The organism is Nonomuraea sp. WAC 01424 (assembly GCF_003947315.1).
Classification (GTDB): domain Bacteria; phylum Actinomycetota; class Actinomycetes; order Streptosporangiales; family Streptosporangiaceae; genus Nonomuraea; species Nonomuraea spiralis.
Genome location: NZ_QHHZ01000011.1, coordinates 18623 through 44379, shown reverse-complemented (window position 1 = coordinate 44379; position 25757 = coordinate 18623). Strand labels below are relative to the sequence as shown.

Below are 25757 nucleotides of genomic sequence, written 5' to 3'. Positions count from 1 at the left end.
TGCTCGCGATCGGATCACGAAAGCGGCCGGGCGGCCTGTCGTTGGCTAGCCTCACCGGCATGCCCCTCGCCTCGATTCCCAGCCCCGTCCAGGGGGTCTGGCATCTCGGAATCATCCCGATCCGGGCCTACGCCCTGTGCTTCATCGTCGCCATCGGCTTCGGCGTCTGGCTGAGCGAACGCCGCTGGCGCGCCCGCGGCGGCGAGAAGGGCGTGATCGGCGATATCGCGGTCCCCGCAGTGATCTTCGGGCTGGTCGGCGGACGCCTCTACCACGTCATCGTCGACTGGCAGACCTACTTCGGCCCGCGTGCGATCAAGGAGCCGTACCAGGCGCTGTTCGTCTGGGAGGGCGGGCTCGGCATCTGGGGCGCGGTCGCCCTGGGCGGCGTGGGCGTGTGGCTGGCCTGCCGCCGCCGTGGCCTGTCCCTCGGCGCCGTGGCCGACACGATCGCGCCCGGCATCGCGTTCGGCCAGGCGATCGCCCGCTGGGGCAACTGGTTCAACCAGGAGCTGTACGGCAGCCCGACCACCCTGCCGTGGGGCCTGGAGATCGACCAGGCCCACGGCGGCGTGCCGGGCACGCTCTACCACCCGGCCTTCCTGTACGAGTCCCTGTGGGACGTGGCGCTCGGCTTCGCCCTGATCCTGGCCGGCAGGCGGTTCACGCTGCGCCACGGACGCCTGTTCGCCCTGTACGTCGCCGGCTACACCCTGGGACGCTTCTGGATCGAGGGGCTGCGCATCGACCCCGTGGGCGGGGTGGACCACGCGGTGACGCTGCTCGGGCTGCGGATCAACCAGTGGACCTCGATCGTGTTGTTCGCCGGCGCGCTGGTCCACCTCTGGGTGAACCGGCACAAGGACGCCGAAGAGCACGTGGTGCCCACCGCCCGCGAGGAGAACGGCGGTCACCAGCCCGTCGGCAGCACCTGACAGGGCACCCGGCGAAGGCGGTGACCGGCGTCCCTCACGCGCCGTCCGCCGGGCCGCCCGCCTCCCGTTGCGGGGACGGCAGGGCCAGGGCGGCGAGCCGGGCCGGGTCCACCACGGCCGTGATGGCGGTGATCCGGCCGTCCACGATGGTGAAGGCGAGGACCGAGAGCGGGGTGCCGTCCTCGTGCCAGGCGACGAAACCCGGCAGGCCGTTGACCAGGGCCGCCCGCCCGCGCGTCGCCCCACCGGAGGCCACCCGCGCGCCGGAGGCGATCTGCGTGGCGCCGAGGACGACCGTCGTGCCGTTGGGAGCCTCGACGGTCAGCCGCACGTCGGGGTCGAGGACGCGCAGCAGCCCCTCGAAGTCGCCGTCGCGCGCCGCCGCCAGGAACGCCTGGACCACCGCCCGCTGCTCCGGGCCGCCGGCGGCCGGCCGTTCCGTGGCCCGTACCTTGCGGCGGGCGCGGCTGGCCAGCATCTTGGCGGCGTCGCCGGACCTGCCGAGGATCGTGCCGATCTCGTCGAACGGCACCCCGAACAGGTCGTGGAGCACGAACGCCAGCCGCTCCCCCGGCCCGAGCGAGTCGAGCACGGTCAGCAGCGCCAGCCCGACCGCGTCGGCCAGCGCCACCTCCTCGTCGGGGGCCGGGGCGTCGTCGAGGATCACCGTGAACTCGGGCAGCCGGTCGTCGTAGGACGCCTCCGGGCGGGCCTTGCGCGATCGGAGGACGTCCAGGCTGATCCGGCCGACCACCGTGGTCAGCCAGCCGGCCAGGTTGCCGATCTCCTCCGGGTCGTGGCGGGACAACCGCAGCCACGCCTCCTGGACCGCGTCCTCGGCGTCGGCGTGCGAGCCGAGCATCCGGTAGGCGACCGCGTGCAGCCGGCCGCGCTGGGCCTCGAACGCCTCGGCCGTCGGATCCCCCGGGCTGGTTCCGGACATGCTGTTACCTTTCTCGGTTCCACTCCGTCATGGATGATGACGGGCCCGGCCGGGCCCGGGTAACCGACCATGATGGAGAAGACCATGCCGGTCCGTCTGACCAGCGCGCCGAACGCCGACATCTACACCGCGATCAAGCATCTGAACAAGGCCATCGCCGCCGGGGGCGTCGACGGGCGGCTGTTGTCGCTGGTCCACCTGCGGGCCAGCCAGATCAACGGCTGCAGCCCCTGTGTGTACGCCTCGGTCGCCGCCGCGAGCAAGGCCGGGGAGAGCGACGAACGGCTGCACTCGGTGGCCGCCTGGCGCGAGACGCCGTTCTTCACCGACGCCGAACGGGCGGCGCTCGCGCTGACCGAGGCCGCCACCCGCATCCAGGACGGCGCCCCCGGCGTGACCGACGAGATCTGGCAGGCCGCCGCCGACCACCACACCGAGGAGCAATTGAACGCGCTCATCCTGGAGATCGCGCTGACGAACTTCTACAACCGCATCAACCACACCATCCGGGAGCAGGCCGGCAAGACCTGGTGAGCCGGGTAGCTTCACTCAGCGCGACAGCCGGGCCCGTACGTCGTTGACCGGGCTGCGGGCGCCCTGCCCGGTCAGGACCCGTACGGCCTCCTCGGCGGCGAAGCGCCGCACGGTCGCGACGGCCTGCTCGGAGTAGTAGGCGGCGTGCGGGGTGACGATCACGTTGGGCAGCGTGAACAGGGGGTTGCGCGGCTGCCAGCCGCGCTGTTTCGCGGGCTCCTCCTCCAGGTCGTCCAGGGCCGCCCCGGCGATCCACCCTTCGGCGAGCGCCTGGTGGAGGGCCGCGTCCTCGACGATCGGGCCGCGCGCGGTGTTGACCAGGACGGCGGTCGGCTTCATCCGGCGCAGCGTCGCGCGGTCGAAGGTGTGGTGCGTCGCCGGGGTGAGGGGCGCCTGGATCACGAGGTAGTCGGCGCCCTCCACGAGTTCGTCGAACGATACCGGCCGCACCTGGTGCTCCCGGATCGCGGCGTCGTCCAGGTACGGGTCGTGCGCCCACACCTGGACGCCGAACGCCCGCGCGCGCTCGGCGATGAGCTGGGCGATCGCGCCGAAGGACAGCAGCCCGAACACCCGTCCGCGCAGCCGCCAGATCGGCTGCCCGGTCTGCCACTGCCACAGGCCCCGCCGGGTCGCCCGGTCGTACTCGCAGATCTTGCGGGCCGTGGCCAGCCAGAGGGCGACGGCGTGGTCGGCGACCTCGTCGGCGCACCACTCGTTCGGCGCGTTCGTGACCTGGATGCCGCGCTGGGTGGCGGCGTCCACGTCGACGATGTCCACGCCCGTGCCGTAGCGGGCGATCACCCGGCAGCGGGTGAACGCCTCGATCGCGCGGGTGCCGACCTCGGCGTACTGGGTCAGGACGCCGTCGGCGTCCCGCCCCTTCTCGATCACCTCCTCCTCGCTCTTGCACTGTTCGGCGCGGAGGTCGAAGCCGGCGCCCTCGATGATCGCGCGTTCGATGTCCACGTCGCCGAAGTCGGAGTCGGCGATCATGATGGTGCCTCTGGCGTCAGTGCGAGTCACGGGGAATCCCCTTGGTGTGGACGAGATCCTGGTACGACAGCGCCAGCTCCAGGCAGCCGCCGCTGTCGAGCTGCCCGACGGTCGCGCGGTAGATCTCCTGCCACGGAGTCTGGTTCTCCAGCGCCGGAGGCGTGTGGGCGGCCCAGCGTTCGGCGATCTCCTCGTCGGTCAGCAGCACGTCCACGCGGGCGTTGCCGAGGTCGACGCGGATGCGGTCGCCGGTGCGCAGGATGGCGAGGTTGCCGCCGGCCGCGGCCTCGGGGCTGGCGTTGAGGATGGACGGCGCGTCCGAGGTGCCGCTCTGCCGGCCGTCGCCGAGCGTGGGCAGCGTGCTGACACCCCGCCGGAGCAGCGCGGCGGGCACCTCCATGTTCACCACCTCGGCCGAGCCCGGGTAGCCGATGGGCCCGGTGTAGCGGATGACGAGGATGCAGCCCTCGTCCAGGTCGAGCTCGGGGTCGTCGATGCGGGCGTGGTAGTCCTCGGGCCCGTCGAAGACGACGGCGCGGTAGTCGGCGACCGCGCGGGCGTCGTCGGTGAGGACCGAGGTCTTCATGACCGCGGAGTCGAACAGGTTGCCCGTCATGATGAGCAGCCCGCCGCGCGCGGCGACCGGGTCGTCGAAGGGACGGATGACCACCGGATCGGCGGCCGGGCCGCCGGCCAGGTTCTCGGCCACGGTATGGCCGGAGACGGTGACGGCGTCGCCGTGCAGGCGCCCGGCCGCCAGCAGCGACCGCATGACCGCGGGCACCCCGCCGGCGCGGTAGAAGTCCTCGCCGAGGAACTCGCCTGCCGGGGCGACGTTCGCCAGCACCGGTACGTCGCCCCCGACCCGCTGCCAGTCCTGGATGGTCAGCGGCACCCCGACGTGCCGCGCGATGGCGTTGACGTGGATGGGCACGTTCGTGGAGGCGGCGATGGCCGAGGCGACCACGATCGTGTTCTCGAAGGCCGCCATGGTCATGATCTTGCGCGGGGTGAGGTCCTCGCGTACGAGGTCGACCGCCCGGCGGCCGGTGTCGTAGGCCATCTGCGCCCGCCGCCGGTACGGGGCCGGGATCGCCGCGCAGCCCGGCAGCGACATGCCCAGTGCCTCGGCCAGGCTGTTCATCGACAGCGCGGTGCCCATCGTGTTGCAGTGGCCGACGCTGGGCGCGGAGGCCGCCACCCGCGCCATGAACTCGGCGTAGTCGATCTCCCCGGTGGCGAGCAGCCGCTTCGACTGCCAGATCACCAGCCCCGAGCCCGAGGCGGCCATGCGCTCGCCCTGGTGGTAGCCGTTGAGCATCGGCCCGCCGGACAGGACGATCGCCGGGATGTTCACGGTCGCCGCTGCGGCCAGGCAGGCGGGCGTGGTCTTGTCGCAGCCCGTCGTCAGGACGACGCCGTCGAGCGGATATCCGTACAGGACCTCGACCAGTCCGAGGTAGGCGAGGTTGCGGTCCAGCGCGGCGGTCGGGCGTTTGCCGGTCTCCTGGAGCGGATGGACGGGGAACTCCAGCGGGATGCCGCCGCCGTCGCGGATCCCGTCCCTGACCCGGTCGGCGAGGGCCAGGTGGTGGCGGTTGCACGGGACGAGGTCGCTGCCCGTCTGGGCGATGCCGATGATCGGCCGGCCGGACTGGAGTTCATCCGGGGTCAGGCCGAAGTTGAGAAAACGTTCGAGGTACAGGGCCGTCATCTCCGGGTTGCCCGCGTTGTCCCACCATGCCTGGCTGCGCAGGCTGAATGCGGCATGCTCCGTCGGCTCCATCAGCCCCCCTCACCGCGCGGCGGGCCCGCCCCTAGGGCACCGCTCCCCCCTGAAGGCCGCCGGCGTCGCCGTGCCGCGCCGGCCGGACCGAAAACCCCCTCCGACCAGCCACGCCGCGCACACCTGACGGCCGATGACTGGCCTACCCGCCCGCCCTCACCACGTAAACGCCCCCACCCACGCGGCCCCCCGCCGTGACTACCCCTGGTCCTGGGACTTCTTGGCGAGGAGGGCAACGGCGAGGGCCGCGCCGAGGCAGGTGTTCTTCGTCATGGTTCAATCTTCACAGAAGCGGACATGTCCGACGCGGACCCCGAAATCACCGGTGGCTGATGACAACTGTCATCCGGTCCGGGTGCCGGAGCTCATCGAGGTCACCAGGTCCAGTCGCGCGTGCCGGGCGCGTCCTCGCCGTGCTCGCGGGTGTACGCGCGCGCCTGGAGCCGGGCGTCGGCCATCCGCTGGCGCAGGTGCGCCTGGGTGGCGCCCAGCCCGGGGACCCGGTCGATCACGTCCATGACCAGGTGGTAGCGGTCGATGTCGTTGAGCATCGCCATGTCGAACGGCGTCGTCGTGGTGCCCTCCTCCTTGAACCCCCGTACGTGGAGGTTGTGGTGGCCGTGACGGCGGTAGGTGAGGCGGTGGATCAGCGAGGGGTAGCCGTGGAAGTTGAAGACGACCGGTCTGTCGGTGGTGAACAGGGTGTCGAACTCGGCGTCCGGCAGGCCGTGGGGGTGCTCCGACGGCGGCTGGAGGCGCATCAGGTCGACGACGTTGACGACCCGTACCTTCAGTTCGGGCAGGTGTTCGCGCAGGATGGCCGCGGCGGCCAGCGTCTCCAGGGTGGGCACGTCGCCGGCGCAGGCCAGTACGACGTCCGGCTCGCTGCCCTCGTCCGTGGACGCCCAGTGCAGGACGCCGAGGCCGCGGGTGCAGTGGGCGACGGCCTCGTCCATGGTGAACAGGTCGAGCACCGGCTGCTTGCCCGCGACGATCACGTTGACGTAGTCACGCGAACGCAGGCAATGGTCGGCCACCGACAGCAGCGTGTTGGCGTCCGGCGGCAGGTAGACCCGTACGACCTCGGCCTTCTTGTTGACCACGACGTCGAGGAAGCCGGGGTCCTGGTGGCTGAAGCCGTTGTGGTCCTGCCGCCAGACGTGGGAGGAGAGCAGGTAGTTGAGGGAGGCGACGGGCCGCCGCCAGGGGATCCGCTTCGACGACTGCAGCCACTTGGCGTGCTGGTTGAACATGGCGTCGATGATGTGGATGAAGGCTTCGTAGCAGTTGAACAGCCCGTGGCGGCCGGTCAGCAGGTAGCCCTCCAGCCAGCCCTGGCACAGGTGCTCGCTCAGCACCTCCATCACCCGGCCGCCGGGGGCCAGGTTCTCGTCCGTGGGCAGGATCTCGGCCTCCCACGCGCGGTCGGTCACCTCGAACACGTCCGACAGCCGGTTGGAGGCGGTCTCGTCGGGGCCCATCAGCCGGAAGTTGTGCGGGTTGGCGGCGATCACGTCGCGCAGGAACGTCCCCAGCACCCGGGTGGGCTCGGTGGAGCGCGTCGCGGGCGACTTGACCTCGACCGCGTAGTCGCGGAAGTCCGGCAGGGCCAGCGGGCGCAGCAGCTCGCCGCCGTTGGCGTGCGGGCTCGCGCTCATCCGCAGCGGCCCGTCGGGGACCGTCCCCCATAGGGCGGGCGCCGGACGGCCGTCGGCGTCGAACAACTCCTCCGGCCGGTACGAGCGCATCCACTCCTCCAGCATGGCCAGGTGCTCGGGGTTGTCGCGGACGCCGGACAGCGGCACCTGGTGGGCCCGCCAGGTGCCCTCGACCGGCTTGCCGTCCACCTCGCGCGGCCCGGTCCAGCCCTTCGGCGTCCGCAGGACGATCATGGGGAGGCGGTCCACGCGCCCCTCCTTGTAGGCGGCGATCTCGTCGAAGACGGTGTCGAGAGTGGCGGCCATCTCCTCGTGCGACGGGCCGACCAGGTGGGGACGGTAGCCGTACCCCTCCATGAGCTTGAGCAGCTCCTGCTCGGGGATGCGGGCCAGCACGGTCGGGTTGGCGATCTTGTAGCCGTTCAGGTGCAGGATCGGCAGGACGACGCCGTCCCGGTAGGGGTCGAGCAGCTTGTTGGAGTGCCAGCTCGCGGCCAGCGGGCCCGTCTCGGCCTCGCCGTCGCCGACGACGCAGGCCACCACGAGCCGCGGGTTGTCGAAGGCCGCGCCGAACGCGTGCGCGAGCGAGTAGCCCAGCTCGCCGCCCTCGTGGATGGACCCCGGCGTCTCCGGCGCGACGTGGCTGGGGATGCCGCCGGGGAAGGAGAACTGGCGGAACAACCGCCGCATGCCCTCGGCGTCCTGCGAGACCTCGGGGTACTTCTCGGAGTACGAGCCCTCCAGCCAGGCGTGCGCGACCGCGGCGGGCCCGCCGTGTCCCGGGCCCGCGATGTAGATCATGTCCTGCCGGCGTTCGGCGATGATCCGGTTGAGGTGGGCGAAGCAGAAGTTGAGTCCCGGGGTGGTGCCCCAGTGGCCGAGCAGGCGCGGCTTGACGTGCTCGGGGCGCAGCGGCTCGGTGAGCAGCGGGTTGTCCAGCAGGTAGATCTGCCCGACGGACAGGTAGTTCGCCGCACGCCAGTAGGCGTCGATGTGCTGCAACGTGGTCATGACGACGATGATTTCCTGAGCTGTGCGCGTTCCCTAGGGCCCTTGGTCCCGTCCTCGGGGGGCAGAGGGTCCCGCGCGGCGTCAGTCCCGCGCACGGACGACCGCCACCGGGCAGCGGGCGTGGTGCAGCACGCCGCGGCTGACCGAGCCGAGCAGCGCCGACCCCAGGCCGCCGCGCCCGTGCGAGCCCACGACCAGCAGGTCGGCCTCGTCGGACGCCGCCGTGAGCGCGTCCACCGGATGGGCCGTCGGGGCCTCCCGCAGGACGTTCACCTCCGGGTAGTCGGCGGCGAACCCGTTCACCCGCTCGGCGACGACCTGGTGCTGGGCGGCGCGGACCTCGTCCAGGTCGTAGGCGGCCTCCGGCGCGAACGCGTGCACCGGCAGCTGCCAGGCGTGCAGCACCCGCAGCGTGGCGCCCCGCAGCCTGGCCTGCTCGAAGGCGTGGGCGAGGGCGGGCTCGCACTCCGGCGAGTCGTCCACCCCGGCCACGACCTGCCCGCGCACCTGCTGGTGCTCGCCGCGTACGACCACGACGGGGCAGCGGGCGTGCCCGGCGACGTTCGTGCTGACCGAGCCCAGCAGCGCGCCGGCGAACCCGCTGGGGCCGCGGCTGCCGAGCACGATCTCGGTGGCCTCCTTCTCCTGCGCGCGCAGGACCGTCGCGGGCACGCCCTCGACGTCCAGAGTCGTCACCTCGACGGACGGCTGACGCTCGTGGGCCAGCGCCTCGGCCTCGCGCAGGATCCGCTGTCCCTCGTCCATCAGCATGTCGGGCATCCAGGCCGTGGCGAACCGGTGGATCTGGTACGGCGTCCGGTCCACGGCGTGCACGATCCGCAACGGCGTCCGCAGGCGGAAGGCGTCGTTGGCGGCCCACACGACGGCCGCCCGCGCGGCCACCGAGCCGTCGACTCCTACAACGATCATGATGTTGCCTCCTTCGTCACCTCCCAGGGGACCCCACCGGCCCCCGTTCCTCGCAGGGCCGGAGGTCGTTCAGGGACAGGGCCGAAGGACCCTGCCCGGTGGGGTGCTGTCGTCCCCCGGGCCCGGGACGTTCGCCGCTGGCCGAAGCGCGTCCGGAGGCGCACGATGGTGCTTGTCCCGGAAGAGACGAAGGGGTGAACCGTCGTGATCGGTGGACGTGTGCTCATGCAGTCACCGGCGCTCGAAGCCGAGCTGCTGGCCCTGAAACAGCGGGTCGACGAACTGGAGGAGCAGGTACGCCGGCTGGCCGCCGCCGTCACGGCCGAGTCGTAGCAGGACGACGTCCGCGCCCGCGTCGCACCGCCTTCCCGGGCGGCGCGCGGCGCTTCCGGAGAACCCTCGGCGGCCCCTCAGCGCCCTCTCAGTGGGCCCCTCAGTGGGCCAGGGCGAGGTCGGCGCCGGCCGGCCGGACGCCGCCCGGCCCCGCCGCCGGCACCACGACCACCGGGCACGGCTGCAGGCGCAGGCACGTCAGCAACACCGCGCCGAGCCTGCCGTCCCCCGCGCGCCGCGCGGCGGAGCCGAGCACCAGCAGGCCGGCCCCGCGTGCCCGCTCCGCGAGTGCCGCCTCGGGCCGTCCCCGTACGAGCCGTCCCTCGGCGGCGACGCCGGGGATCCGCTCCCGGGCCAGGGCGAGCGCGCGATCGAGCACGACCCCCGCGCAGGCCTCCTCAAGTCCCGCCGGCTCCGCCGGATGACGCGCGTAGGGCGCCCTGTGCTCGGTCCGGGGCTCCCAGGCGTGCACCACGACCAGCCGCGCACCGCGGCGGTCCGCCTCCTCGGCGGCCCACAGCAGCGCGGCCTCGCAGTCACCGGTGCCGTCGATCCCGACCATGACACGACGATCGTCCATGCCCTCATCCTCGACCCGCCGTACCCGTGCGCGGAGCGGCCGAAGGTCCCGCCTTTCGTGACTTTCGCCCCTGATGCCGTACGGGCCGGGGCCGACAGGCTGGAGCGGGCGGGCGGCGTCGCCGTCCCTGTTTACGGCCGCGCCGTTCGCCAAGACTAAGTCCTGAGACCCACGTATCGACTCCGCCGACCTGAAGACCACGGCGGGCAGGAAGGACACCCACGTGACGCCATCGTCTCCCGGTCTGTCGTCGGCCGAGGCCGCCGCGCGCCTGGAGCGGGACGGCCCCAACCTGCTCCCGCGCAAGCCGCCCACCCCGCTGTGGCGGCGCGTCGTCATGCAGCTCCGCGACCCGCTCATCATCGTGCTGCTCATCGCGGCGGCGCTGACGGTCTCCACCGGCGACTGGACCGACGCCGCCGTGATCGCGCTGGTGATCGTGGTCAACACGGCCGTCGGCGTGGCCCAGGAGGTACGCGCCGACCGCGCCATCGCGGCCCTGGCCGAGCTCGCCACCCCCGAGGCCCGCGTGGTGCGCGACGGTCACCAGCGGCAGATCCCGGCGGGCGACGTCGTGGCCGGGGATCTGCTGGTGCTCGCCGAGGGCGACATCGTCCCGGCCGACGCCGAGGTGGTGGAGTCGGCGGCGCTGCTGGTCGACGAGTCGGCGCTGACCGGCGAGTCCGTACCCGTGGACAAGGCCGAGGGCGCGGCCGTCTCCTCCGGCACGGTCGTGGCGCGGGGCAGGGGCCGGGCGGTCGTCACCGCGATCGGCGCGGCGAGCGCGAGCGGCCGGATCGCCGCCCTCATGGTCAAGGGGGCCGGGCTCACGCCGTTGCAGCGCCGCCTGGTGGGGGTCGGACGGATGCTGGCCGCCGTCGCGGTGCTGCTGTCGGCGCTGGTCCTGACGCTGGGCCTGGTACGCGGCCAGCCGGTCGAGCTGATGGTGGTGACCGCGATCAGCCTGGTGGTGGCCGCCGTGCCCGAGTCGCTGCCCGCGGTCGTGACCTTGAGCCTGGCCCTCGGCGCCCGCCGGATGGCCGCGCGGGACGCGCTCGTACGCAACCTGCCCGCCGTCGAGACGCTGGGCTCGGTGACCGTGCTCGCCACCGACAAGACGGGCACCCTCACCGAGGGCCGGATGGTCGCCCGGCGCCTGTGGACCCCGGCGGCGGAGGCCACGGTCACCGGTTCCGGCTACGCGCCCGACGGCGAGGTCGCCGGCGGCGCGGGCCCGGAGGCGTTCGCCGCGCTGCTGACGGCCGCGACGTTGTGCAACGACGCGCGGCTGCGCCCGCCGCAGGAGGCCGGCGAGGAGTGGACGGCGCTGGGCGACCCGACCGAGGCGGCCCTGCTGGCCGCCGCCGCCCGGCTCGGCCTCGACCGCCAGGGCCTCCAGGCACGTTTCCCGAGGGCCGCCGAGCTGCCGTTCGACAGCGGCCGCAAGCGGATGAGCACGGTGCATCTCCTGCCAGAAGGCGGTGTCCGGCTGCTCTGCAAGGGCGCTCCCGAGGCGCTGCTGGACCCGGCCGTGCTGACCGACGACCCGGCGCTGCTGACCCGCGCCGCCGCCCAGGCCGACCGGTACGCCCGCGACGGTTACCGCGTCCTGGCCGTGGCCAGCGCCGACCTGGACGCCGTCCCGTCCCCCGTACGGGAGAGCGGGTTGTCGCTGCTCGGGCTGGTCGCGATCCTGGACCCGCCGCGTCCCGCCGCGGCGGCGGCCGTGGCCGACTGCAGGCGGGCCGGCATCAGGCCCGTGCTCATCACCGGGGACCATCCCGGCACCGCCCGCGCCGTCGCCGCCGACCTGGGCATCGTCGAGGCCGGCGACCGGGTCGTCGACTGCCGCGAGCCCGGCGCGCTCGACGGGGAGCCGGCCGGCGTGTACGCGCGGGCCACGCCGGAGCAGAAGCTCGACATCATCCAGGGCCTGCGGGATCGCGGCGAGGTCCTGGCGATGACCGGCGACGGCGTCAACGACGGCCCCGCCCTGCGCCGCGCCGACATCGGGGTGGCCATGGGCAAACGCGGCACGGAGGTCGCCCGGCAGGCCGCCGACCTGGTGCTGGCCGACGACAACCTGGACACCGTCGTCGCGGCCGTCGAGGAGGGCCGCCGGGTCTACGCCAACATCCGCCGTTTCCTGGTCTACGGCCTGTCGGGCGGCGCGGCCGAGATCGCGGTGATGGTGCTGGGGCCGTTCGTCGGGCTTCCGCTCCCGCTGCTGCCCGCCCAGATCCTGTGGATCAACCTGCTCACCCACGGCCTGCCCGGCGTGGCGCTGGGCGGGGAGCCCACCGTGCCGGGAACCATGTCAGGCCCGCCCCGGCCGCCCGGCCAGAGCATCATGGGGGCGGGGTTGTGGCAGCGGGTGCTCCGCATCGCCGTCGTGCTCACCGCCGTCACCCTGGGCGTGGCCGTCTGGGCCTCGATGACCGGGCGGGCGTGGCAGAGCATGGCCTTCTTCGCCCTCGGCGCCACCCAGCTCGGCGTGGCGCTCGGCACCCGGACCCGGCCGCGCTCGCTGGCCAACCCGATGTTGCCGCTCGCCGTGGCCGGCGCGCTCGTCCTGCAACTGGCCGGGCTCTACCTGCCGCCGCTGCGCGAACTGCTCGGCACCGAGCCGCTGCCGCCGGGCGACCTGCTGATCGTCATCGCGCTGTCCACGCTCGGGTACGCCGCCGCCCGCCTGGACCGGATCCTGCACCCGTCCCCCAGCCCGGCGGCGGCCTGACGACGAAGCGGCGCCCGGCGGGATGACCGCCGGGCGCCGCTTCGTGGGCCGTCAGGACGCCGGGACCGGGAACGACGCGGCCAGGCTCTCGCCCCACTGCCTGGCCCGTTCCAGCTCCCCCGCCGCGAGCGGCCCCTGGGTGCCGGTCACGTAGAAGCTCTGCGGCGGCACGACCTGCCGGACGCCGAGGCGGCGAAGCCGCTTGGCGACCGCGGCACCGGCCGAGCCCGGCAGGCGGGGCCTGGCCACGCGGGTGTCGAACGCCGCCGAGCAGAGCCCGGCCGACGACGTGCTCAGCGTGGCCAGCCATTCGCGTACGCCCCGGCTCCGGGAGACCAGCGGGCCGGTGGCCTGCTGGGCAGCCGATTCGCGGGTGGAGGCCCTGCTCATGGAGAAGACGTGCGTCGGGCCGCCCGCCACCAGCAGCGCGACGTCGCCGCCCACGTGGGCGGGGGCCGAGCCGACCTCCGCCACCTCGGCCCGCATCCGGGTGGCCAGCCCTTCGGCCACGGCCTGGGCGATCTTCTCGGTGTTGCCGTACATGGATTCGTAGACCACCAGCGCCTTCATGTCACGCCTCCCGCCAGCTCCTGGACGGCCGGGCCGGCTCCCGCCGTTCCGGCAGGACCGGTTCGAGGTGGAACATCCCGGTCACCACTTCGCTCGGCTCGTGTCGCGGCTTGAGCCGCCCGGCGACCACCGACAGGACGTCCCGGGCGGTGATCAGGCCGACCAGGCCCTCCCTGGACAACACGGGCACCGCGTCCACGTCGGCGTCGAGCATGACGGCCGCGACCCGGCTCAGCGAGGTGCCGGGCCCGACCCTGGGCGTACGGACGCCCGCGAGCAGGTCGCGCACCTCGCGCCCGGCCTGCTCCTGCGGCCCGCCGGACCAGGACGCGGCCAGCCGCTCACGGGTCAGGATGCCCACCAGGTGCCGCCCGTCGACGACCGGCAGGTGGTGCACCCCGGCCCGGCGCATCAGCTCCCAGGCCATCAGCGGCGACTCGTCCGGCCGGACGGCCACCAGCACGCGGCTCATCACCTGTCCGGCGGTCGGCGAGCCGTTCATGACCGCTCCTCCGTCCGGGGGCGGACCACCGCGACCGGGCAGGTCACGTGGTGCAGCACGCCCTGGCTGACCGAGCCGAGCACGGCGGCGGCGAACCCGCCCCGGCCCCGCGACCCGACCACGACCAGGTCGGCCGATCCGGCAGCCTGGATCAGGGCCGAGACCGGGTGCGCGCACGGCTGCTCGTCGGTGATGACCAGGTCGGGGTTGGCCGCCCGCCAGGGGACGACGCACTCGTGCGCGGCCTCGCGCGCCTGCCGCACCGCCTCCTCGATCAGGCTGTTGTACGCGACGGCGTACGGCGAGAACACCGGCACCTGCCAGGCCGAGACCACGTGCAGGCGGGCCCCGCGGGAACGGGCCTGCTCGACGGCGTACTCCATGGCCGCCCGCGCGTCGTCGGAGCCGTCGTAGCCGACCACCACCGTGGCGTGCCCGGCCGTGGCGGCCGTGCGGACGACGACGACCGGCCCGGCCGCGTGCCCGGCCACGCCGACGCTCACCGACCCGACCACCATCCCGGCGAACCCGCCGAGCCCCCGGCTGCCCAGGACCACGCTGTCGGCGGTCGCCGACTCGCGGATCAGCTCCTCGACGACGTTCCCGGTGAGCAGTTCCGTGGTCACCTTGACGTCGCCGGCCCGCTCGCGGGCCCGCTCGGCGGCCGCCTCCAGGGCGCGGGCGCAGTGCTCGACGTTCTCGCCGTGCCACCACTCGGGGCACACGTGCACGATCCGCAGGTCCAGGCCCCGCCGCCGGGCGTCGGCGGCCGCCCATTCCACCGCTTCGGTCGCCGGGGCGGACCCGTCCACGCCGACGACGATGTGAGTGCTCATCACGCGTCTCCTTCACCGGTCGAAGCTCTCTGCCTTCACCCTCGTACGGGCGGCGGCGGCGTACCGGAGGAGGAGGTCCCGCATGACCGGGCCGTTGGTCCCGAGCCCGGCATCGGACGCGTTTCAGGAAAGGTATTCCGGGCGGTGGCGATGGTTTGCCCGTGAGCTGTACCGGCACGGGTACGTAGCCAGCCTGGAACAGGTGCCGCCATCGCCGGGCGACGTCGTGCGCCGGCTGCTCGACGCCGCCAACGCCCACGACCTCGACGCGGTGCTGCGGTGTTCGACGGAGCTGACGGCGACCGGCACGCACACCGGCCCGTACCTGACGGTCGGGGGCGAGCTGCTGGCCCCCCGGGCGGCCACATCAGCGTGCGGGGCTGCTGGTTCTCGCACCTGCGCGACGACCTGGTCGCCGGCCAGCATTTCTACTACGACCAGCTGGAGATCTACGCGACGCTCGGCCTGCGCCTGCCGCTGCCCTTCGGCGACGACGGCGCGTGATCTCCGCGGCGCGTCAGCCGCCCGCGCAGGTCTTCCCGTTGAGTGCGAAGCTCACGGGCGCGGGCAGCGGGCCGCCGTACGCGGCGGTGAACCCGACCTGGACCGCCGAGCCGACGCCGATGACCTTGTTCCACTGCTTGTTCGTGCCGGCCGGCCCCGTACCGGCCTGGGTCCAGTTCGCGGACCAGCCCGAGACGAGACGCACGCCGGCCGAGGCCGGGTAGCCGACGGCCAGGGTCCACCCGTCGACCGCCTCCGTGCCGGTGTTGCGCACGGTGACCTCGGCGTCCAGCCGCGACCCCGCCGGCATCGCCCGGTACGACACCGAGCACGCCGCGCCGGACGTCGGCGTCGGGCTGGGCAGACCTTCCCTGGCCAGCGCGGACAGCGGGTCGGACGGCGTGCTGAGGTTGTCGGCCGCGTCCTTGGCGACCACGACGTAGGTGTAGCGCCGGCCGACGACCAGGCCGGGTTCGGCGAAGTTCGTGCTCGGCGGGACCACCGTGCCGACCTTGCTGTACGACGTCGCGGTCTCGCGGTAGACGTCGTACGCCGTCACGGCCACGTTGTCGGTGGACGGCTGCCAGCAGAACGTGACGCCCGCGTAGTCCTGGAGGCAGGCGTCACGCAGCCCGGCCGGCTTGGACGGCGGCACGTGGTCGCCCGGCAGCGGGGTCGGCGAGGTGCTGGGGGTCATCCCGAGCAGCGCGGGCACCGTGATCAGGGCGGAGGGCGGGCTGAGGTGCCCGGCCAGGTCCCTGGCCACGACGTACATCGTGTACAGGTGGTTCAGCTCGCCGGAGAAGCCGCCGACCGTGCTGGTCGTGGTCGCGGCCAGGACGAAACCGCCGGGGTCGAGACGGTACAGGTCGTAGCCGGCGATCCCGGTGTCGTCCGAGGAGGCCGCCCAGCAGATGGAGGCGTATCCGGTCGGATTGGCGGCGAACGGGACCGGGCAGGGCCGCAGGCCGCCGGGCCGGGTGGGCGGCGCGTCGTCGGCCGCCGCGGGCACGATCGCGTACGCGGCGCCCTTCGCGGCGGCGCCCTTCGCCACGGCGCCCTTCGCCAAGGGGACGGAGGCGAGGGCCGTCTCCCCGGTCGGGCCGATCACGAGTGCTGAGAGGAACAATGCCAAAGTGAGAAATCCGAGGGTGAGCACAACCGCCCCCAAGGATCGCCTGCCGAGCCGCATGGGGCTCCCTTCTGATCGTTTCGGCACCCCCTCGCAGTGATCGTGGACCAGTTTCCACGTCCCGTAAAGCCGTGTCTCAGCCCTCTCGCGGGAGCTCCCCGGCGGGGCGGGTGACCGGCTGCCGGAGGATCGTCCTGGGCTCGGGGTCGGTGGGATCGGTCAGGTAGATCTCGTGGTGCAGGCCGGTGCGCGTCAGCCCGTGCTCGGCCATGTACGCCTCCATCACCTCCAGCGACGCCTTCTCCTCGCTGAAGGGGCCCTCGTGAAGCAGTTCCACGCACTCCCCCTCGGTGAACGTGACCACCTGGACCCGGTCCACTGCCGCGCCGGACGCGCGTACCCGCTCCCGGGCCGCCTCGGCCGTCCCCGGCTCGGGCACGCCGGGCAGCGGCAGCAGCAGGTGCCACCGCCACAGGTCGCGCGGGGTCTCCAACGGCGGCAGGGAGCTGTCCTCCACCCACCAGCGCCCCTCCAGCGGCCCGGCCGGGCCGCCCATGGCGGAGGCCACGGTATAGAGGGCGCGGATGGCCGAGACGTGCTCGGGGCCGCCGGGCTCTCCCATGCCCGTGACGTTGAGGCAGGTGACGGGGGCGCAGTGCACCAATCGCGGTGTCATGTCTTCTCCAGAAGATCGGCAGGGGGCCGGCGGCCCCTCGTTCGCGCGCCCAGCCTGGGGCCTCCCAATGGGGGAGAGTCCAGCCGCGCATCGCCTCTTGCATTTTTCGACCATACGGTCTAACTTTGGACCATGCGGTCAAAGGAATCGGGAGCGCCCACGCGTACCCAGCGGGCCAGACACCAGGACCTGATCACCGCCGCGATCCAGGTGATCACCAGGGACGGCTACCGGGCCGCCTCGGTGGACCGCATCGCCCGCGAAGCGGGCACCAGCAAGGGCACCGCGCTCTACCACTTCTCCTCCAAGGAGGAGCTCTACCAGGCGGTCGTCAGCGCGCTGTTCGAGACCGGCGCGGCCTACATGGCCGAGCGCCTGCTCGCCGCCGACACCGCGACGGACAAGCTCCGCACGTACATCGAGACCAACCTGCGCTTCATCACGCTCCACCCCGCGCACGTCGGAGCCACCCAGCAGATCCTGATGAACTCCGACACCGTCCACGCCGTGCAACTCGACGACGCGATCGCCCCGCTGCGGCGGCTGCTGCAGTCAGGGCAGGAGAACGGCGAGTTCGGCGAGTTCGACCCCGAGGTCACCGCCCTGTCGATCCGCGCCATCGTCGACGGGGCGGCGTCCTATTTCCTCGCCCACCCCGAGCTGGACCACGAGCACTACATCCGCGAGGCCGCCGCGCTCTTCCTGCGCGCCGTCCAGCCGGCCCCCCTCACCTCCAAGGACGCCTCATGAGCAACCCGAACCCCTCCGACGCGCTGCCCCGTCCCGGCCTGCACGCGGCGATGCTCCTGGTCGCCGCCTACACCACGCTCAGCCTGCTGACCATCGTGGCGATCGCCGTCCTGTCCGGCGTCGCGCCCTCGCTCGTCACCGACGAGGCATGGGGGCGCGGCATCATCGTGGCCGCGACGTCGATCCTCACCCTCGCCTTCGCCCGCCGCGCCCAGCACGGAGGCGACCGGGCGCTCCTGCGCCTGCGGATCGTGCTCGTCGTGATCATCGTCGCGGTGGTGGGCGTGCTGCTGTTCCTGCCGCTGCCGGGCTGGATGGTCGCCGAGCAGGGTGTGTGCGGGATTCTCCTGCTCGCCGCGGCGATCCTCGCCTTCCGCGCCGCGGGCCCGTCCAACGGGAAGTGATCGCCCCCCGCTCAAGGGGTACGGATGAGCCCCCTCCTGGAGGCCGCCGCGACCGCCGCGGTACGGGAGTCCACGTCCAGCTTGGTGTAGATGTGCGCCAGATGGGTCTTGACCGTCGTCTCGCTGAGGAACATCGCCTTGCTGATCTGCCGGTTGGACAACCCGGCGGCGACGTGCGCGAGCACCTCCAGCTCGCGCGGGCTCAGGGCGGTGTCGGGCGCCCGGACCCGGCCCATCAGGCGGGCGGCCACGCCCACCGGCTGGGCGCCCGCGCCCGCGGCGGCCGAGCGGATGGCGGCGTGCAGGTCGTCCGACGGGGCGTCCTTGAGCAGGTAGCCGGTCGCGCCCGACTCGACGGCGGCCACGATGTCGGCGTCGGTGTCGAACGTGGTCAGCACCAGGACCCGCGGCCCGCCCAGTGCCACGATCCGGCGGGTCGCCTCGCTGCCGTGCATGCCCGTACCGAGCCGGAGATCCATCAGCACGACGTCGGGCGTGAGCGCGCCGGCCAGTTCCACGCCCTCCTCCCCTGTGGCGGCCTCGCCGACCAGGTCGAAGTCGGGCTGCCCGGCGAGCATGGCGCGCAGCCCGGAGCGTACGACGGGGTGGTCGTCCACCAGGACGATCCGGATCACGACGCCGACTCCCGGGGCGGCAGCGGCAGGGTGGCCACGACGGCCGTACCCTCGCCGGGAGCCGACTCCACGGTGAGGCTGCCGCCCAGGGCGCTCACCCGTTCACGCATCGCGCGCAGGCCGAACCCGGTCGCGCCGCCGGGGTCGAACCCCCGGCCGTCGTCGTAGACGTCCAGCATGACCACGTCGTCCAGGTACGTGAGGGTCACCCCGGCGTGACCGGCTCCGGAGTGCCGGCTGACGTTGCCCAGCGCGCCCTGGGCGATGCGGAGCAGCGTGGCGTCGTAGTCGGCGGGCAGCGGCGCCGGGGTGCCGGAGATCTCGAAGCGGGCCCGTACGGGTGTGCCCGCCACGGCGGAGTCGCTGATCCTGTGCAGGGCCGCGGCCAGCGACGCCTGTTGCAACGCCGGCGGAGCCAGGGCCCGGACGAAGTTGCGTGCCTCCTCCAGGTTCTCCTTGGCCGCGTCCGCCGCCTCGGTGATGCGGCGTTCGGCGGCCGGGAGGTCGTCGGCCAGGTCCCTCCGGGCGGCACGCAGGAGCAGGATGATGCTGGACATGCCCTGCGCCAGCGTGTCGTGGATCTCCCTGGCCAGGCGTTCGCGCTCGGCCAGCCGTACGGCGTCGCCCTCCGCCTGGAGCAGCTTGCCCCTGGTGCGGACCAGGTCGTCGATCAGCAGGCGGCGTTCCTCGCTCTCGGCGTGCAGCGCCTTGTAGACCATCGCCATCAGGGTGGCCACGGCGGCGCCGATCGTCGGCCCGACGACCAGGGCGGCGGTCAGCCGGCCCTCGTGCCAGGCGGCGGCCAGGACGGCCGCGACGGTCAGCGCCGCCACGCCCGGCAACGCGACCGCCAGGGGCAGCAGGTGGAGGTGGGCGAAGAAGAGCGGGAAGGCCAGCCAGACGAACTGCGGCGCGGCCAGGGCGAGCGCCGCCCATCCGGCCGTGGTCAGCACCAGCCAGACGCGGCCCAGCCGCAGGTGCGTCGTCCCGCCGAAGTGCGGCAGCCGTCCCTCGATCACGATGCCCGCCGCGTAGAGCGCCCCGAGGAGCACCCCGCCCAGCACCAGCGCGGGCCGCCCCTTCCCGGCGACCCCGGCCAGCGCGATCACCAGGAGGATCGCGAACGTGCCGTGCACGGTCCATCGGAGCAGCCGGAGGGTGGGCGGGAACGGATAGTCAGACATCTCTCACCCAGAGTATGGGACAGCCCCCCACCAGCAAATCGTCCAAAAGAAGTATTTCGGGCGGCCCGCATGCACGATGTGCGGACGAACCAGGCGAACCCACGCTGAGAACCGTCAACATTCCCTTCAACCGCAACGGGGGATGCGCCGTGTTCGTGGCGCTCAGAGACCTGCGCTTCGCCAAGGGACGGTTCGCCCTGATGGGCACCGTCGTCTTCCTCATCACCCTCCTGGTGACCATGTTGTCCGGCCTGACCGCCGGGCTGGCCCGGGAGAACGTCTCGGCCGTGGAGGGCCTGCCCGCCGCCCACCTCGTCTTCGACGGCGCGGAGAAACCGGCCTTCGCCGACAGCCGTATCACCGACCGGACCTGGCAGGACTGGCGGCAGGTGGCCGGCGACGCCGTCGAACGACTGGGCGTCTCCATGTCGAGACTCGCCTACGGCGACGAGCGGAGCACCGCGGCGGCGCTCTTCGGCGTCCAGCCGGGCGGCGCGCTCGCCCAGGGGCGGCCCGTCGGCGCGGGCGGGATCGTCCTGTCCGCCGCGCTCGCGACCGGCACCGGGCTGAAGTCCGGCGACACGGTACAGATCGCCGGCGAGGACTTCACCGTCTCCGGCATCGGGGACGAGGCGTCCTACAGCCACACTCCCGTCGCCTGGATCGAGATCGGCGACTGGCAGCAAATGGCCCGCCGTGGGGACGCCGCCACCGTGGCGACCGTCCTGGCCCTGACAACGGCCGTGTCGGCCGACCTGGACGCGGCCGACGCCAGGATCGGCACCACGACGGTCCCGCTGTCCGACGCGCCCGCCGCGATCGGCTCGTTCTCCTCCGAGAACGGCTCGCTCCAGCTCATGCGCGGTTTCCTGTTCGCGATCTCGGCCCTGGTCATCGGCGCCTTCTTCACCGTCTGGACGATCCAGCGGCGCGGCGACGTCGCCGTGCTCAAGGCGCTCGGCGCGAGCACCGGCTACCTGCTGCGGGACGCCCTCGCCCAGGCGGTCGTCGTGCTGCTCGCCGGGGCGGCCGCCGGCGGCCTGCTCGGGGCGGGACTCGGCGCGCTGGCCGAGGGGACCGTGCCGTTCGTGTTGTCGGCGGCCACCACCGTCGTGCCGGTGGCGGTGCTGGTCCTGCTCGGGGCCGCCGGGGCCGCGCTGGCCATCCGCAAGATCACCTCCGTCGACCCGCTGACCGCCCTGGGAGCCTCCCGATGACCCTCAAGCTCACGGACGTCGTCCTGACCTACCCCGACGGCGACCGTACGCTGACCGCGCTCGACCACGTCAGCCTGGCCGTCGCGCCGGGCGAGTTCGCCGCGGTGGTCGGCCCGTCCGGCTCGGGCAAGTCCAGCCTGCTCGCCGTCGCCGCCACGCTCGTCACGCCCGCGTCGGGCGGCGTCAGCATCGCCGGGCAGGACGTCTCGCGGGCCGGTCAGGCGGCCCGGACCAAGGTGCGCCGCGACCACGTCGGCATCGTGTTCCAGCAGGCCAACCTGCTGCCCTCGCTCACCGCGCTCGACCAGCTCCTGGTGATGGCGCACCTGGCCGGCGAATCCCCCCGTACGGCGGCCGAGCGGGCGCGGGAGCTGCTGCTCGCCGTCGACCTGGGCGGCAAGGAGCACAAGCGCCCGCACCAGTTGTCCGGGGGCGAGCGCCAGCGTGTCAACATCGCCCGCGCGCTGATGAACTCCCCCGAGGTCCTGCTGGTCGACGAGCCGACCAGCGCGCTCGACCACCATCGGGGCGAGCGCGTCGTCTCCCTGCTGGCCGACCTCACCAGGAAGAACGATCTGGCCACCGTCATGGTCACGCACGACCTGGCCACGCTGGCGGCGGTGGACACCGTCCTGACCATGAGCGACGGCAGGCTCGCCGAGGGGACGCCGCCGCGGGCCCACTGATCATCCGGCCGGGCCGATGACCACGAGGTCGGGGTCGACGACGGCCGCGAGGTCTGCTCGGCGCCGTCGGCCCACGGGAACGGGCATGACGACGGGCGCGCTGAAGTGACCCGTGCGAGGGAGCACTCTCACTCGCGGGAGGGAGACCGGGAGCAGGGGCCGCGCCCTAGCGTGGGCGGCCATGAGAGCACACGTACGGCCGGCGCTGCTGGCCGCGGGCTGGGCCGCCTCGGCCGCGCTCGCGCTGGTGGCGCCCGGGAACCTGGTCATGCGGCTGGCCTTCGGCAAGTTCGACGACCCCGCCCTCGCCCGGCAGTCGCTGCTCGCCGTACTGGGGGTGGTGCTGGCCCTGGCGACCGTCCGCCATGGCTCGCGTACGTCCGCGCGGGCGCGCGTGTCCCAGGACGGCGGGACGGTCCGTCCCGCCCCCTGGGCCAGGGCGGCGACCTGGACGGCGGCCGCCGTGCCGGTGCTGGGCTTCTCGGTTCCGCACCTGCTGTGGGGAATGGGCGTGCCGCTCGGTGTGGGCGGCGGCTCCCGCTCCGGCCTGGCGGAGCTGGGCGGCTCGGCGGTGTTCTGGGTGTTGCTCGTCGCCGGGCCGGTGTTCGGCGGGCTGCTCACGCTGGGGCTGATCAGCCGTTGGGGGCAGGTCGTCCCGGAACGGGTGCCGTTCGCCGGTGGGCGGCGGGTGCCGCGTGCCCTGGCCGTCGTCCCGGCGGCGGCCGTCGGCCTCCTGGTCGGTCAGTACGGCGCCATGATGACGACCTGCCTGGCCTTCGGCGTCACTGGTACGTGCGCGCCCGGCGGCGGAGCCGGGGTCCTCGACGGGAGCTGGGGGTTCGCGGCGACCTACCCGGTGTTCCTGTTGTGGGGGACGTCCCTGCTCGCCGCCGCCGTCGGCTACCTCGACACCACTGACCGCTCGCCGCTCCTCAGGACCTGCGCGAGCAGTTCCCCGAACTCGGCCGGGTGCGTGCTGAGACCGGTGTGCCCGCCCGGGAAGTGCACGAACGGCGTGCCGAGTCGTTCGGCCAGGAAGGCCGCGGGCCGGTAGGGCAGTTCGCCGCGCGAGTCCGTTCCGCCCGCGAGCACGAGCCGCCCCGACACCTCCTGAAGGCGATCCAGGTCGGGGACGTAGGCCATGAAACTCGGCACGATCTGCCCGAGGAAGTAGGGCATGTCCCCCATCGTGCGCCGCACCCGGGCCGCCGCCTCCGCCGACAGCTCAGGCTGCGGGGTGGCCGCCGGGACGTCGGCGGGATCGTCGCCCGGCCGCCTGAGACCGGCCGCGAACACGGCCGCCGCCGGCATCAGCCCCTCCCGGCGGAAGGTGTCCTGGACGCGGGCCAGCAGCGCGCGATGCTCGGCGGCGTCCGGCAGTACCTCCACCACCGGCGGCTCGTGCGCGACCAGGCGTTCCACCCGTTCTGGACGGGTGGTGAGCAGGTGCAGCGCGGCGATCGCCCCCGAACTGCAGGCCGCCACGAGGCCGGGCGCGCCGGGCGACAGCAGCTCCAGCAGCCGGTAGGCGTCGTCGGCGTGCTGTTCAACGCGCTGCGGTTCACCGGGATCGTCCAGCGGGCTGCGGGACAGGCCGCGCGGATCGTAGGAGGCGACCGTGTGATCGGCGGCCAGGGCGTCGGCGACGCCGTCGAAGGCGGCCGCGCCGCCCGTGCCGCCGGGGATCAGCAGCAGCAGGGGGCCGCTCCCGCGCACCTCGTAGCGCAGGGTGGCGCCGTCGACGCGCAGGTGGCCGATGGTCGGGCCGGTCATTCCGAGCCTCCTTCACGGGGTGCGGGCCAGTGCTCCAGGGCGTTGTGCACGGCGTCGAGGCACCGCCGCCAGGAGTCCTCCGCCGGGCGCGCGTGCGCGAACCCGCCGGCGGCCTCCAGGCTGACGAAACCGTGCAACATGCTGCGCATGAGCCGGACCGCGTCCGTCAGGTCGGGCTCCTCCAGCCGGTACGCGCGCAGCATGCTGTAGGTCAGCTCGATCGCGCGCCGGGGCCCGGCGGCCTGGGCGGCGAGGTCGGGGTCGATCCGCATCGGGATCTGCGTCGCCGTGTACCGGCCCGGGTGCTCGTGGGCGTAGGCCCGCCAGGCGTCGGCGTACGCCATGAGCGCGTCCTTCCCGGCCCGCCCGGCGATGGCCTCGGCGATGCGGATGGTCTTCTCGTCGGCGCCCAGCAGCGCGACGCGCCCGCGCAGGTCCTCCAGGTTGCGTACGTGCACGTAGAGGCTGGCGTCCTTCACGCCGAGCCGGCGCGCCACCGCCGACATGGTCACGTGGTCGAGCCCGACCTCGTCCGCCAGTTCGGCGGCCGCGAGCGTCACGCGATCGGCTGTCAGTCCAGCACGGATCATGGGTTCACCTAGTCACATTCGATTCAAGCTAATGTCACTAGCCTAAACCTAATGCCCCTAGGATCGCAATCCCGGCAGAACGCATCCGGCTGATCAGGCAGTTTCCGGCTTGACCTCGCTCAGGCCGCCCGTGGTCACGTCGTAGACGAACCCGCGCACGGAGTCCTTGTGCGGGATGAACGGGTCGGCCTGGATGCGCCTGATCGACTGGCGCACGTCCGCCTCCAGGTCCTGGAACGCCTCGGCGGACCAGTCGGGCTTGACGCCCACCTCCTGGTAGATGTCGTTCTTGAAGCCGTCGTCGGTGAACGTCAGCATTCCGCAGTCGGTGTGGTGGATGAGGATGATCTCGCGGGTGCCCAGGAGGCGCTGGCTGATGGCCAGGCTGCGGCGTTCGCCGGCGGTGAGCCCGACGCCGGCGTTGCGGATCACGTGCGCGTCGCCCTCGCGCAGCCCGAGCAGGCCATAGACGTTGAGCCGGGCGTCCATGCAGGCCAGCACGGCCACGCCCCGGGCGGGCGGCAGCGGCAGGTCGCCGGCGTCGAAGGAGGCGGCATAGCGCTCGGAGTTGGCGATCAGCTGGTCGATGACGCTCATGGGGGGCCTTTCCTGTCGCGCGCTGACGGTCCGCGAGAATAATCGACATTCCCTACTGACTATACATGTTATTGTCTCGGTGTGCGCCCCCTCTTCGGCAGCGACTCCTCCGTACGGACCTCCGCGCCCCTGGAGGGCGCGCCCCCGCACCCGCTGGACAACCCGGCCCGCTCCTCACTGACCGGCCCGCACGCCCGTTTCGCCGAACGGCGCGGGGACGTGCTTCGTTACCCTCCCGACGTCTCACCCTTCGTGGCCCTGCCCGAGTCCCTCACCGAGCGTGACTGGGCCGACGCGGCGGCGCTGGTGGGGCCGGGCGGGCTGGTCTCGTGCTCGGCCGCGGAGCTCACGCCGCCCGCCGGGTGGGAGGTCGTGGCACGCGGGGCGGGTGTGCAGCTGACCGGCGACGCCGTGGCCACGGCTCCGGACGAGGAGGCGGTCCGGCTCACCGGGGCCGACGTGCCGGAGATGCTCGCCCTGGTCGAGCTGACCAGGCCGGGGCCGTTCCTGCCGCGCACCATCGAGCTGGGCCACTACCTCGGCGTCCGCCGCCGCGGCGAGCTGGTCGCGATGGCGGGCGAACGCCTGAGCCCGCCGGGCTGGACCGAGATCAGCGCCGTCTGCACCCATCCGGCCCACCGCGGGCAGGGCCTGGCGGCGCGCCTCGTCCGCGCGGTCGCCGCGGGCGTCCGGGCGCGCGGGCAGACGCCGTTCCTGCACGCCGCGGCGAGCAACACGAACGCCATCCGCCTCTACGAACGGCTCGGCTTCCGGCTGCGCCGCACCACGACGTTCCACTCCGTACGGGCGCCCGCCCGGTGACCGCACCGGCCGGGTCGCCGCACTGCGGCGTCCGCGTGCTCACGACCCGCCGGGCCGGCCGCGCCCGTCGGTGAGGCGGCGGGCACGGGCCAGGATCAGCCCGCCGAGGGCCAGCGCGACCACCCCCACCACGAGGGCCACGTAGCCGCCGACGATTCCGTAACCGGTCCCGGGGCCGCCCTTGGCGGCGGCCACGACCAGCCCGCCGATGACCACGCCGGCCAGTCCTCCCCCCAGGGCCACGACGGCGCCGCGCCGGCCGTTCGCGGCCCGGCCCCGGGAGCGGGCCAGGGCGCGACCTCCGGCGACCGCGCCCGCCAGGTCGAGCAGGATCGCCACCAGGGACCAGGTGCGTCCGGTGGTCAGGTAGGAGATGGCGGGGTCCGGCTGGACGGCGGCGAGCAGGTGGCTGGCGGACATGGACGACTCCTTCTCC

27 protein-coding genes are annotated in these 25757 nt (G+C 73.3%); 10 read left to right on the top strand and 17 right to left on the bottom strand.

Going from position 1 to position 25757, the window contains the following annotated elements; all coding sequences use genetic code 11:
* Positions 1–59 precede the first annotated feature (59 nt).
* Positions 60–935: a prolipoprotein diacylglyceryl transferase gene (lgt, locus tag DMB42_RS28805; RefSeq protein WP_125638286.1), complete on the top strand. Its 876-nt coding sequence runs from the start codon at positions 60–62 to the stop codon at positions 933–935.
* A 34-nt stretch (positions 936–969) separates the two neighbouring features.
* Here lgt and DMB42_RS28800 read toward each other — a convergent pair whose 3' ends face one another.
* A complete protein-coding gene (locus DMB42_RS28800; RefSeq protein WP_125638284.1) occupies positions 970–1878 on the bottom strand; it encodes a sigma-70 family RNA polymerase sigma factor in 909 nt (302 codons plus the stop codon).
* A gap of 84 nt (positions 1879–1962) precedes the next feature.
* Between DMB42_RS28800 and DMB42_RS28795 the strand changes: the two genes are divergently transcribed.
* On the top strand, positions 1963–2412 hold the full coding sequence (locus DMB42_RS28795; RefSeq protein WP_125638282.1) for a carboxymuconolactone decarboxylase family protein: 450 nt from the start codon (positions 1963–1965) through the stop codon (positions 2410–2412).
* 15 nt (positions 2413–2427) lie between these two features.
* On the opposite strand, the gene DMB42_RS28790 is transcribed toward DMB42_RS28795, so the two are convergent.
* The 4 genes from DMB42_RS28790 to DMB42_RS28775 all read right to left on the bottom strand — a co-directional run bounded on the left by DMB42_RS28790 (position 2428) and on the right by DMB42_RS28775 (position 8793).
* Complete coding sequence (locus tag DMB42_RS28790; protein WP_185844915.1) at positions 2428–3438, bottom strand: C-terminal binding protein; 1011 nt, start codon at positions 3436–3438, stop codon at positions 2428–2430.
* Positions 3425–5194 carry an IlvD/Edd family dehydratase gene (locus DMB42_RS28785; RefSeq protein ID WP_125638280.1) on the bottom strand — a complete coding sequence of 590 codons (1770 nt, stop codon included), beginning with the start codon at positions 5192–5194 and terminating at the stop codon, positions 3425–3427. The genes DMB42_RS28790 and DMB42_RS28785 overlap by 14 nt, the downstream gene beginning before the upstream one ends.
* 374 nt (positions 5195–5568) lie before the next feature.
* A complete protein-coding gene (locus tag DMB42_RS28780; RefSeq protein WP_125638278.1) occupies positions 5569–7863 on the bottom strand; it encodes a phosphoketolase in 2295 nt (764 codons plus the stop codon).
* Positions 7864–7944: 81 nt separating this feature from the next.
* Positions 7945–8793, bottom strand: a complete 849-nt coding sequence (locus DMB42_RS28775; protein ID WP_125638276.1) for a universal stress protein — start codon at positions 8791–8793, stop codon at positions 7945–7947.
* Between the two features lie 204 nt (positions 8794–8997).
* On the opposite strand from DMB42_RS28775, the gene DMB42_RS55225 reads away from it, so the two are divergent.
* On the top strand, positions 8998–9126 hold the full coding sequence (locus DMB42_RS55225; protein ID WP_260478010.1) for a hypothetical protein: 129 nt from the start codon (positions 8998–9000) through the stop codon (positions 9124–9126).
* A gap of 100 nt (positions 9127–9226) precedes the next feature.
* On the opposite strand, the gene DMB42_RS53460 is transcribed toward DMB42_RS55225, so the two are convergent.
* Positions 9227–9706 (bottom strand): universal stress protein, encoded by a 480-nt coding sequence (locus DMB42_RS53460; protein ID WP_185844914.1) that lies wholly within the window; start codon positions 9704–9706, stop codon positions 9227–9229.
* A 223-nt stretch (positions 9707–9929) separates the two neighbouring features.
* Between DMB42_RS53460 and DMB42_RS28765 the strand changes: the two genes are divergently transcribed.
* Positions 9930–12443 (top strand): cation-translocating P-type ATPase, encoded by a 2514-nt coding sequence (locus DMB42_RS28765; RefSeq protein ID WP_260478009.1) that lies wholly within the window; start codon positions 9930–9932, stop codon positions 12441–12443.
* Between the two features lie 51 nt (positions 12444–12494).
* Here DMB42_RS28765 and DMB42_RS28760 read toward each other — a convergent pair whose 3' ends face one another.
* From DMB42_RS28760 to DMB42_RS28750, 3 genes are read right to left on the bottom strand one after another with little or no spacing between them, the layout of a single operon-like run.
* Entirely contained in the window at positions 12495–13013 is a 519-nt protein-coding gene (locus DMB42_RS28760; protein ID WP_125638271.1) for a flavodoxin domain-containing protein, read from the bottom strand.
* 1 nt (position 13014) lies between these two features.
* Positions 13015–13515 carry an HPP family protein gene (locus DMB42_RS28755; protein WP_125638269.1) on the bottom strand — a complete coding sequence of 167 codons (501 nt, stop codon included), beginning with the start codon at positions 13513–13515 and terminating at the stop codon, positions 13015–13017.
* Positions 13512–14351 carry a universal stress protein gene (locus DMB42_RS28750; protein WP_125638267.1) on the bottom strand — a complete coding sequence of 280 codons (840 nt, stop codon included), beginning with the start codon at positions 14349–14351 and terminating at the stop codon, positions 13512–13514. Before DMB42_RS28750 ends, DMB42_RS28755 begins: the two co-directional genes overlap by 4 nt.
* A 372-nt stretch (positions 14352–14723) precedes the next feature.
* Here DMB42_RS28750 and DMB42_RS55220 point away from each other — a divergent pair, with 372 nt between their 5' ends.
* Positions 14724–14855: a hypothetical protein gene (locus DMB42_RS55220; RefSeq protein ID WP_260478008.1), complete on the top strand. Its 132-nt coding sequence runs from the start codon at positions 14724–14726 to the stop codon at positions 14853–14855.
* Positions 14856–14868: 13 nt separating this feature from the next.
* Here the strand turns inward: DMB42_RS55220 and DMB42_RS28745 are convergent, their stop codons facing one another.
* Positions 14869–15966, bottom strand: a complete 1098-nt coding sequence (locus tag DMB42_RS28745) for a cellulose binding domain-containing protein (RefSeq protein ID WP_185844913.1) — start codon at positions 15964–15966, stop codon at positions 14869–14871.
* Between the two features lie 157 nt (positions 15967–16123).
* Positions 16124–16663: a GyrI-like domain-containing protein gene (locus tag DMB42_RS28740; protein ID WP_185844912.1), complete on the bottom strand. Its 540-nt coding sequence runs from the start codon at positions 16661–16663 to the stop codon at positions 16124–16126.
* 132 nt (positions 16664–16795) lie between these two features.
* Between DMB42_RS28740 and DMB42_RS28735 the strand changes: the two genes are divergently transcribed.
* Positions 16796–17413 (top strand): TetR/AcrR family transcriptional regulator, encoded by a 618-nt coding sequence (locus tag DMB42_RS28735; protein ID WP_125638261.1) that lies wholly within the window; start codon positions 16796–16798, stop codon positions 17411–17413.
* On the top strand, positions 17410–17817 hold the full coding sequence (locus tag DMB42_RS28730; RefSeq protein ID WP_125638259.1) for a hypothetical protein: 408 nt from the start codon (positions 17410–17412) through the stop codon (positions 17815–17817). The genes DMB42_RS28735 and DMB42_RS28730 overlap by 4 nt, the downstream gene beginning before the upstream one ends.
* Before the next feature lie 11 nt (positions 17818–17828).
* Here DMB42_RS28730 and DMB42_RS28725 read toward each other — a convergent pair whose 3' ends face one another.
* Both DMB42_RS28725 and DMB42_RS28720 read right to left on the bottom strand, forming a co-directional pair.
* Positions 17829–18452 (bottom strand): response regulator transcription factor, encoded by a 624-nt coding sequence (locus DMB42_RS28725; RefSeq protein ID WP_125638257.1) that lies wholly within the window; start codon positions 18450–18452, stop codon positions 17829–17831.
* Positions 18449–19636, bottom strand: a complete 1188-nt coding sequence (locus DMB42_RS28720; protein WP_125638255.1) for a sensor histidine kinase — start codon at positions 19634–19636, stop codon at positions 18449–18451. Before DMB42_RS28720 ends, DMB42_RS28725 begins: the two co-directional genes overlap by 4 nt.
* A gap of 149 nt (positions 19637–19785) precedes the next feature.
* Here DMB42_RS28720 and DMB42_RS28715 point away from each other — a divergent pair, with 149 nt between their 5' ends.
* Both DMB42_RS28715 and DMB42_RS28710 read left to right on the top strand, forming a co-directional pair.
* Positions 19786–20853: an ABC transporter permease gene (locus tag DMB42_RS28715; RefSeq protein WP_125638253.1), complete on the top strand. Its 1068-nt coding sequence runs from the start codon at positions 19786–19788 to the stop codon at positions 20851–20853.
* Entirely contained in the window at positions 20850–21539 is a 690-nt protein-coding gene (locus DMB42_RS28710; protein WP_125638251.1) for an ABC transporter ATP-binding protein, read from the top strand. Before DMB42_RS28715 ends, DMB42_RS28710 begins: the two co-directional genes overlap by 4 nt.
* 900 nt (positions 21540–22439) lie before the next feature.
* Here the strand turns inward: DMB42_RS28710 and DMB42_RS28705 are convergent.
* The 3 genes from DMB42_RS28705 to DMB42_RS28695 form a co-directional block, all read right to left on the bottom strand.
* The gene (locus DMB42_RS28705) at positions 22440–23312 is read right to left on the bottom strand and encodes an alpha/beta fold hydrolase (RefSeq protein ID WP_125638249.1); all 873 of its coding nucleotides are present in this window, start codon (positions 23310–23312) and stop codon (positions 22440–22442) included.
* On the bottom strand, positions 23309–23902 hold the full coding sequence (locus DMB42_RS28700; RefSeq protein ID WP_125638247.1) for a TetR/AcrR family transcriptional regulator: 594 nt from the start codon (positions 23900–23902) through the stop codon (positions 23309–23311). Before DMB42_RS28700 ends, DMB42_RS28705 begins: the two co-directional genes overlap by 4 nt.
* 93 nt (positions 23903–23995) lie before the next feature.
* Positions 23996–24499: a carbonic anhydrase gene (locus tag DMB42_RS28695; RefSeq protein ID WP_125638245.1), complete on the bottom strand. Its 504-nt coding sequence runs from the start codon at positions 24497–24499 to the stop codon at positions 23996–23998.
* A gap of 81 nt (positions 24500–24580) precedes the next feature.
* On the opposite strand from DMB42_RS28695, the gene DMB42_RS28690 reads away from it, so the two are divergent.
* The gene (locus DMB42_RS28690) at positions 24581–25321 is read left to right on the top strand and encodes a GNAT family N-acetyltransferase (RefSeq protein ID WP_221762393.1); all 741 of its coding nucleotides are present in this window, start codon (positions 24581–24583) and stop codon (positions 25319–25321) included.
* A 39-nt stretch (positions 25322–25360) separates the two neighbouring features.
* Here the strand turns inward: DMB42_RS28690 and DMB42_RS28685 are convergent, their stop codons facing one another.
* Complete coding sequence (locus DMB42_RS28685; protein ID WP_125638243.1) at positions 25361–25741, bottom strand: DUF6223 family protein; 381 nt, start codon at positions 25739–25741, stop codon at positions 25361–25363.
* Positions 25742–25757: the final 16 nt, after the last annotated feature.

What these genes read in the sequence shown, in the direction of transcription:
- lgt (WP_125638286.1), top strand. Translation starts at nt 60, where the DNA reads ATGCCCCTCGCCTCGATTCCCAGCCCCGTCCAGGGGGTCTGGCATCTC.
- DMB42_RS28800 (WP_125638284.1), bottom strand. Translation starts at nt 1,878, where the DNA reads ATGTCCGGAACCAGCCCGGGGGATCCGACGGCCGAGGCGTTCGAGGCC.
- DMB42_RS28795 (WP_125638282.1), top strand. Translation starts at nt 1,963, where the DNA reads ATGCCGGTCCGTCTGACCAGCGCGCCGAACGCCGACATCTACACCGCG.
- DMB42_RS28785 (WP_125638280.1), bottom strand. Translation starts at nt 5,194, where the DNA reads ATGGAGCCGACGGAGCATGCCGCATTCAGCCTGCGCAGCCAGGCATGG.
- DMB42_RS28780 (WP_125638278.1), bottom strand. Translation starts at nt 7,863, where the DNA reads ATGACCACGTTGCAGCACATCGACGCCTACTGGCGTGCGGCGAACTAC.
- DMB42_RS28775 (WP_125638276.1), bottom strand. Translation starts at nt 8,793, where the DNA reads ATGATCGTTGTAGGAGTCGACGGCTCGGTGGCCGCGCGGGCGGCCGTC.
- DMB42_RS53460 (WP_185844914.1), bottom strand. Translation starts at nt 9,706, where the DNA reads ATGGACGATCGTCGTGTCATGGTCGGGATCGACGGCACCGGTGACTGC.
- DMB42_RS28760 (WP_125638271.1), bottom strand. Translation starts at nt 13,013, where the DNA reads ATGAAGGCGCTGGTGGTCTACGAATCCATGTACGGCAACACCGAGAAG.
- DMB42_RS28755 (WP_125638269.1), bottom strand. Translation starts at nt 13,515, where the DNA reads ATGAACGGCTCGCCGACCGCCGGACAGGTGATGAGCCGCGTGCTGGTG.
- DMB42_RS28750 (WP_125638267.1), bottom strand. Translation starts at nt 14,351, where the DNA reads ATGAGCACTCACATCGTCGTCGGCGTGGACGGGTCCGCCCCGGCGACC.
- DMB42_RS28740 (WP_185844912.1), bottom strand. Translation starts at nt 16,663, where the DNA reads ATGACACCGCGATTGGTGCACTGCGCCCCCGTCACCTGCCTCAACGTC.
- DMB42_RS28735 (WP_125638261.1), top strand. Translation starts at nt 16,796, where the DNA reads ATGCGGTCAAAGGAATCGGGAGCGCCCACGCGTACCCAGCGGGCCAGA.
- DMB42_RS28730 (WP_125638259.1), top strand. Translation starts at nt 17,410, where the DNA reads ATGAGCAACCCGAACCCCTCCGACGCGCTGCCCCGTCCCGGCCTGCAC.
- DMB42_RS28720 (WP_125638255.1), bottom strand. Translation starts at nt 19,636, where the DNA reads ATGTCTGACTATCCGTTCCCGCCCACCCTCCGGCTGCTCCGATGGACC.
- DMB42_RS28710 (WP_125638251.1), top strand. Translation starts at nt 20,850, where the DNA reads ATGACCCTCAAGCTCACGGACGTCGTCCTGACCTACCCCGACGGCGAC.
- DMB42_RS28705 (WP_125638249.1), bottom strand. Translation starts at nt 23,312, where the DNA reads ATGACCGGCCCGACCATCGGCCACCTGCGCGTCGACGGCGCCACCCTG.
- DMB42_RS28700 (WP_125638247.1), bottom strand. Translation starts at nt 23,902, where the DNA reads ATGATCCGTGCTGGACTGACAGCCGATCGCGTGACGCTCGCGGCCGCC.
- DMB42_RS28695 (WP_125638245.1), bottom strand. Translation starts at nt 24,499, where the DNA reads ATGAGCGTCATCGACCAGCTGATCGCCAACTCCGAGCGCTATGCCGCC.
- DMB42_RS28685 (WP_125638243.1), bottom strand. Translation starts at nt 25,741, where the DNA reads ATGTCCGCCAGCCACCTGCTCGCCGCCGTCCAGCCGGACCCCGCCATC.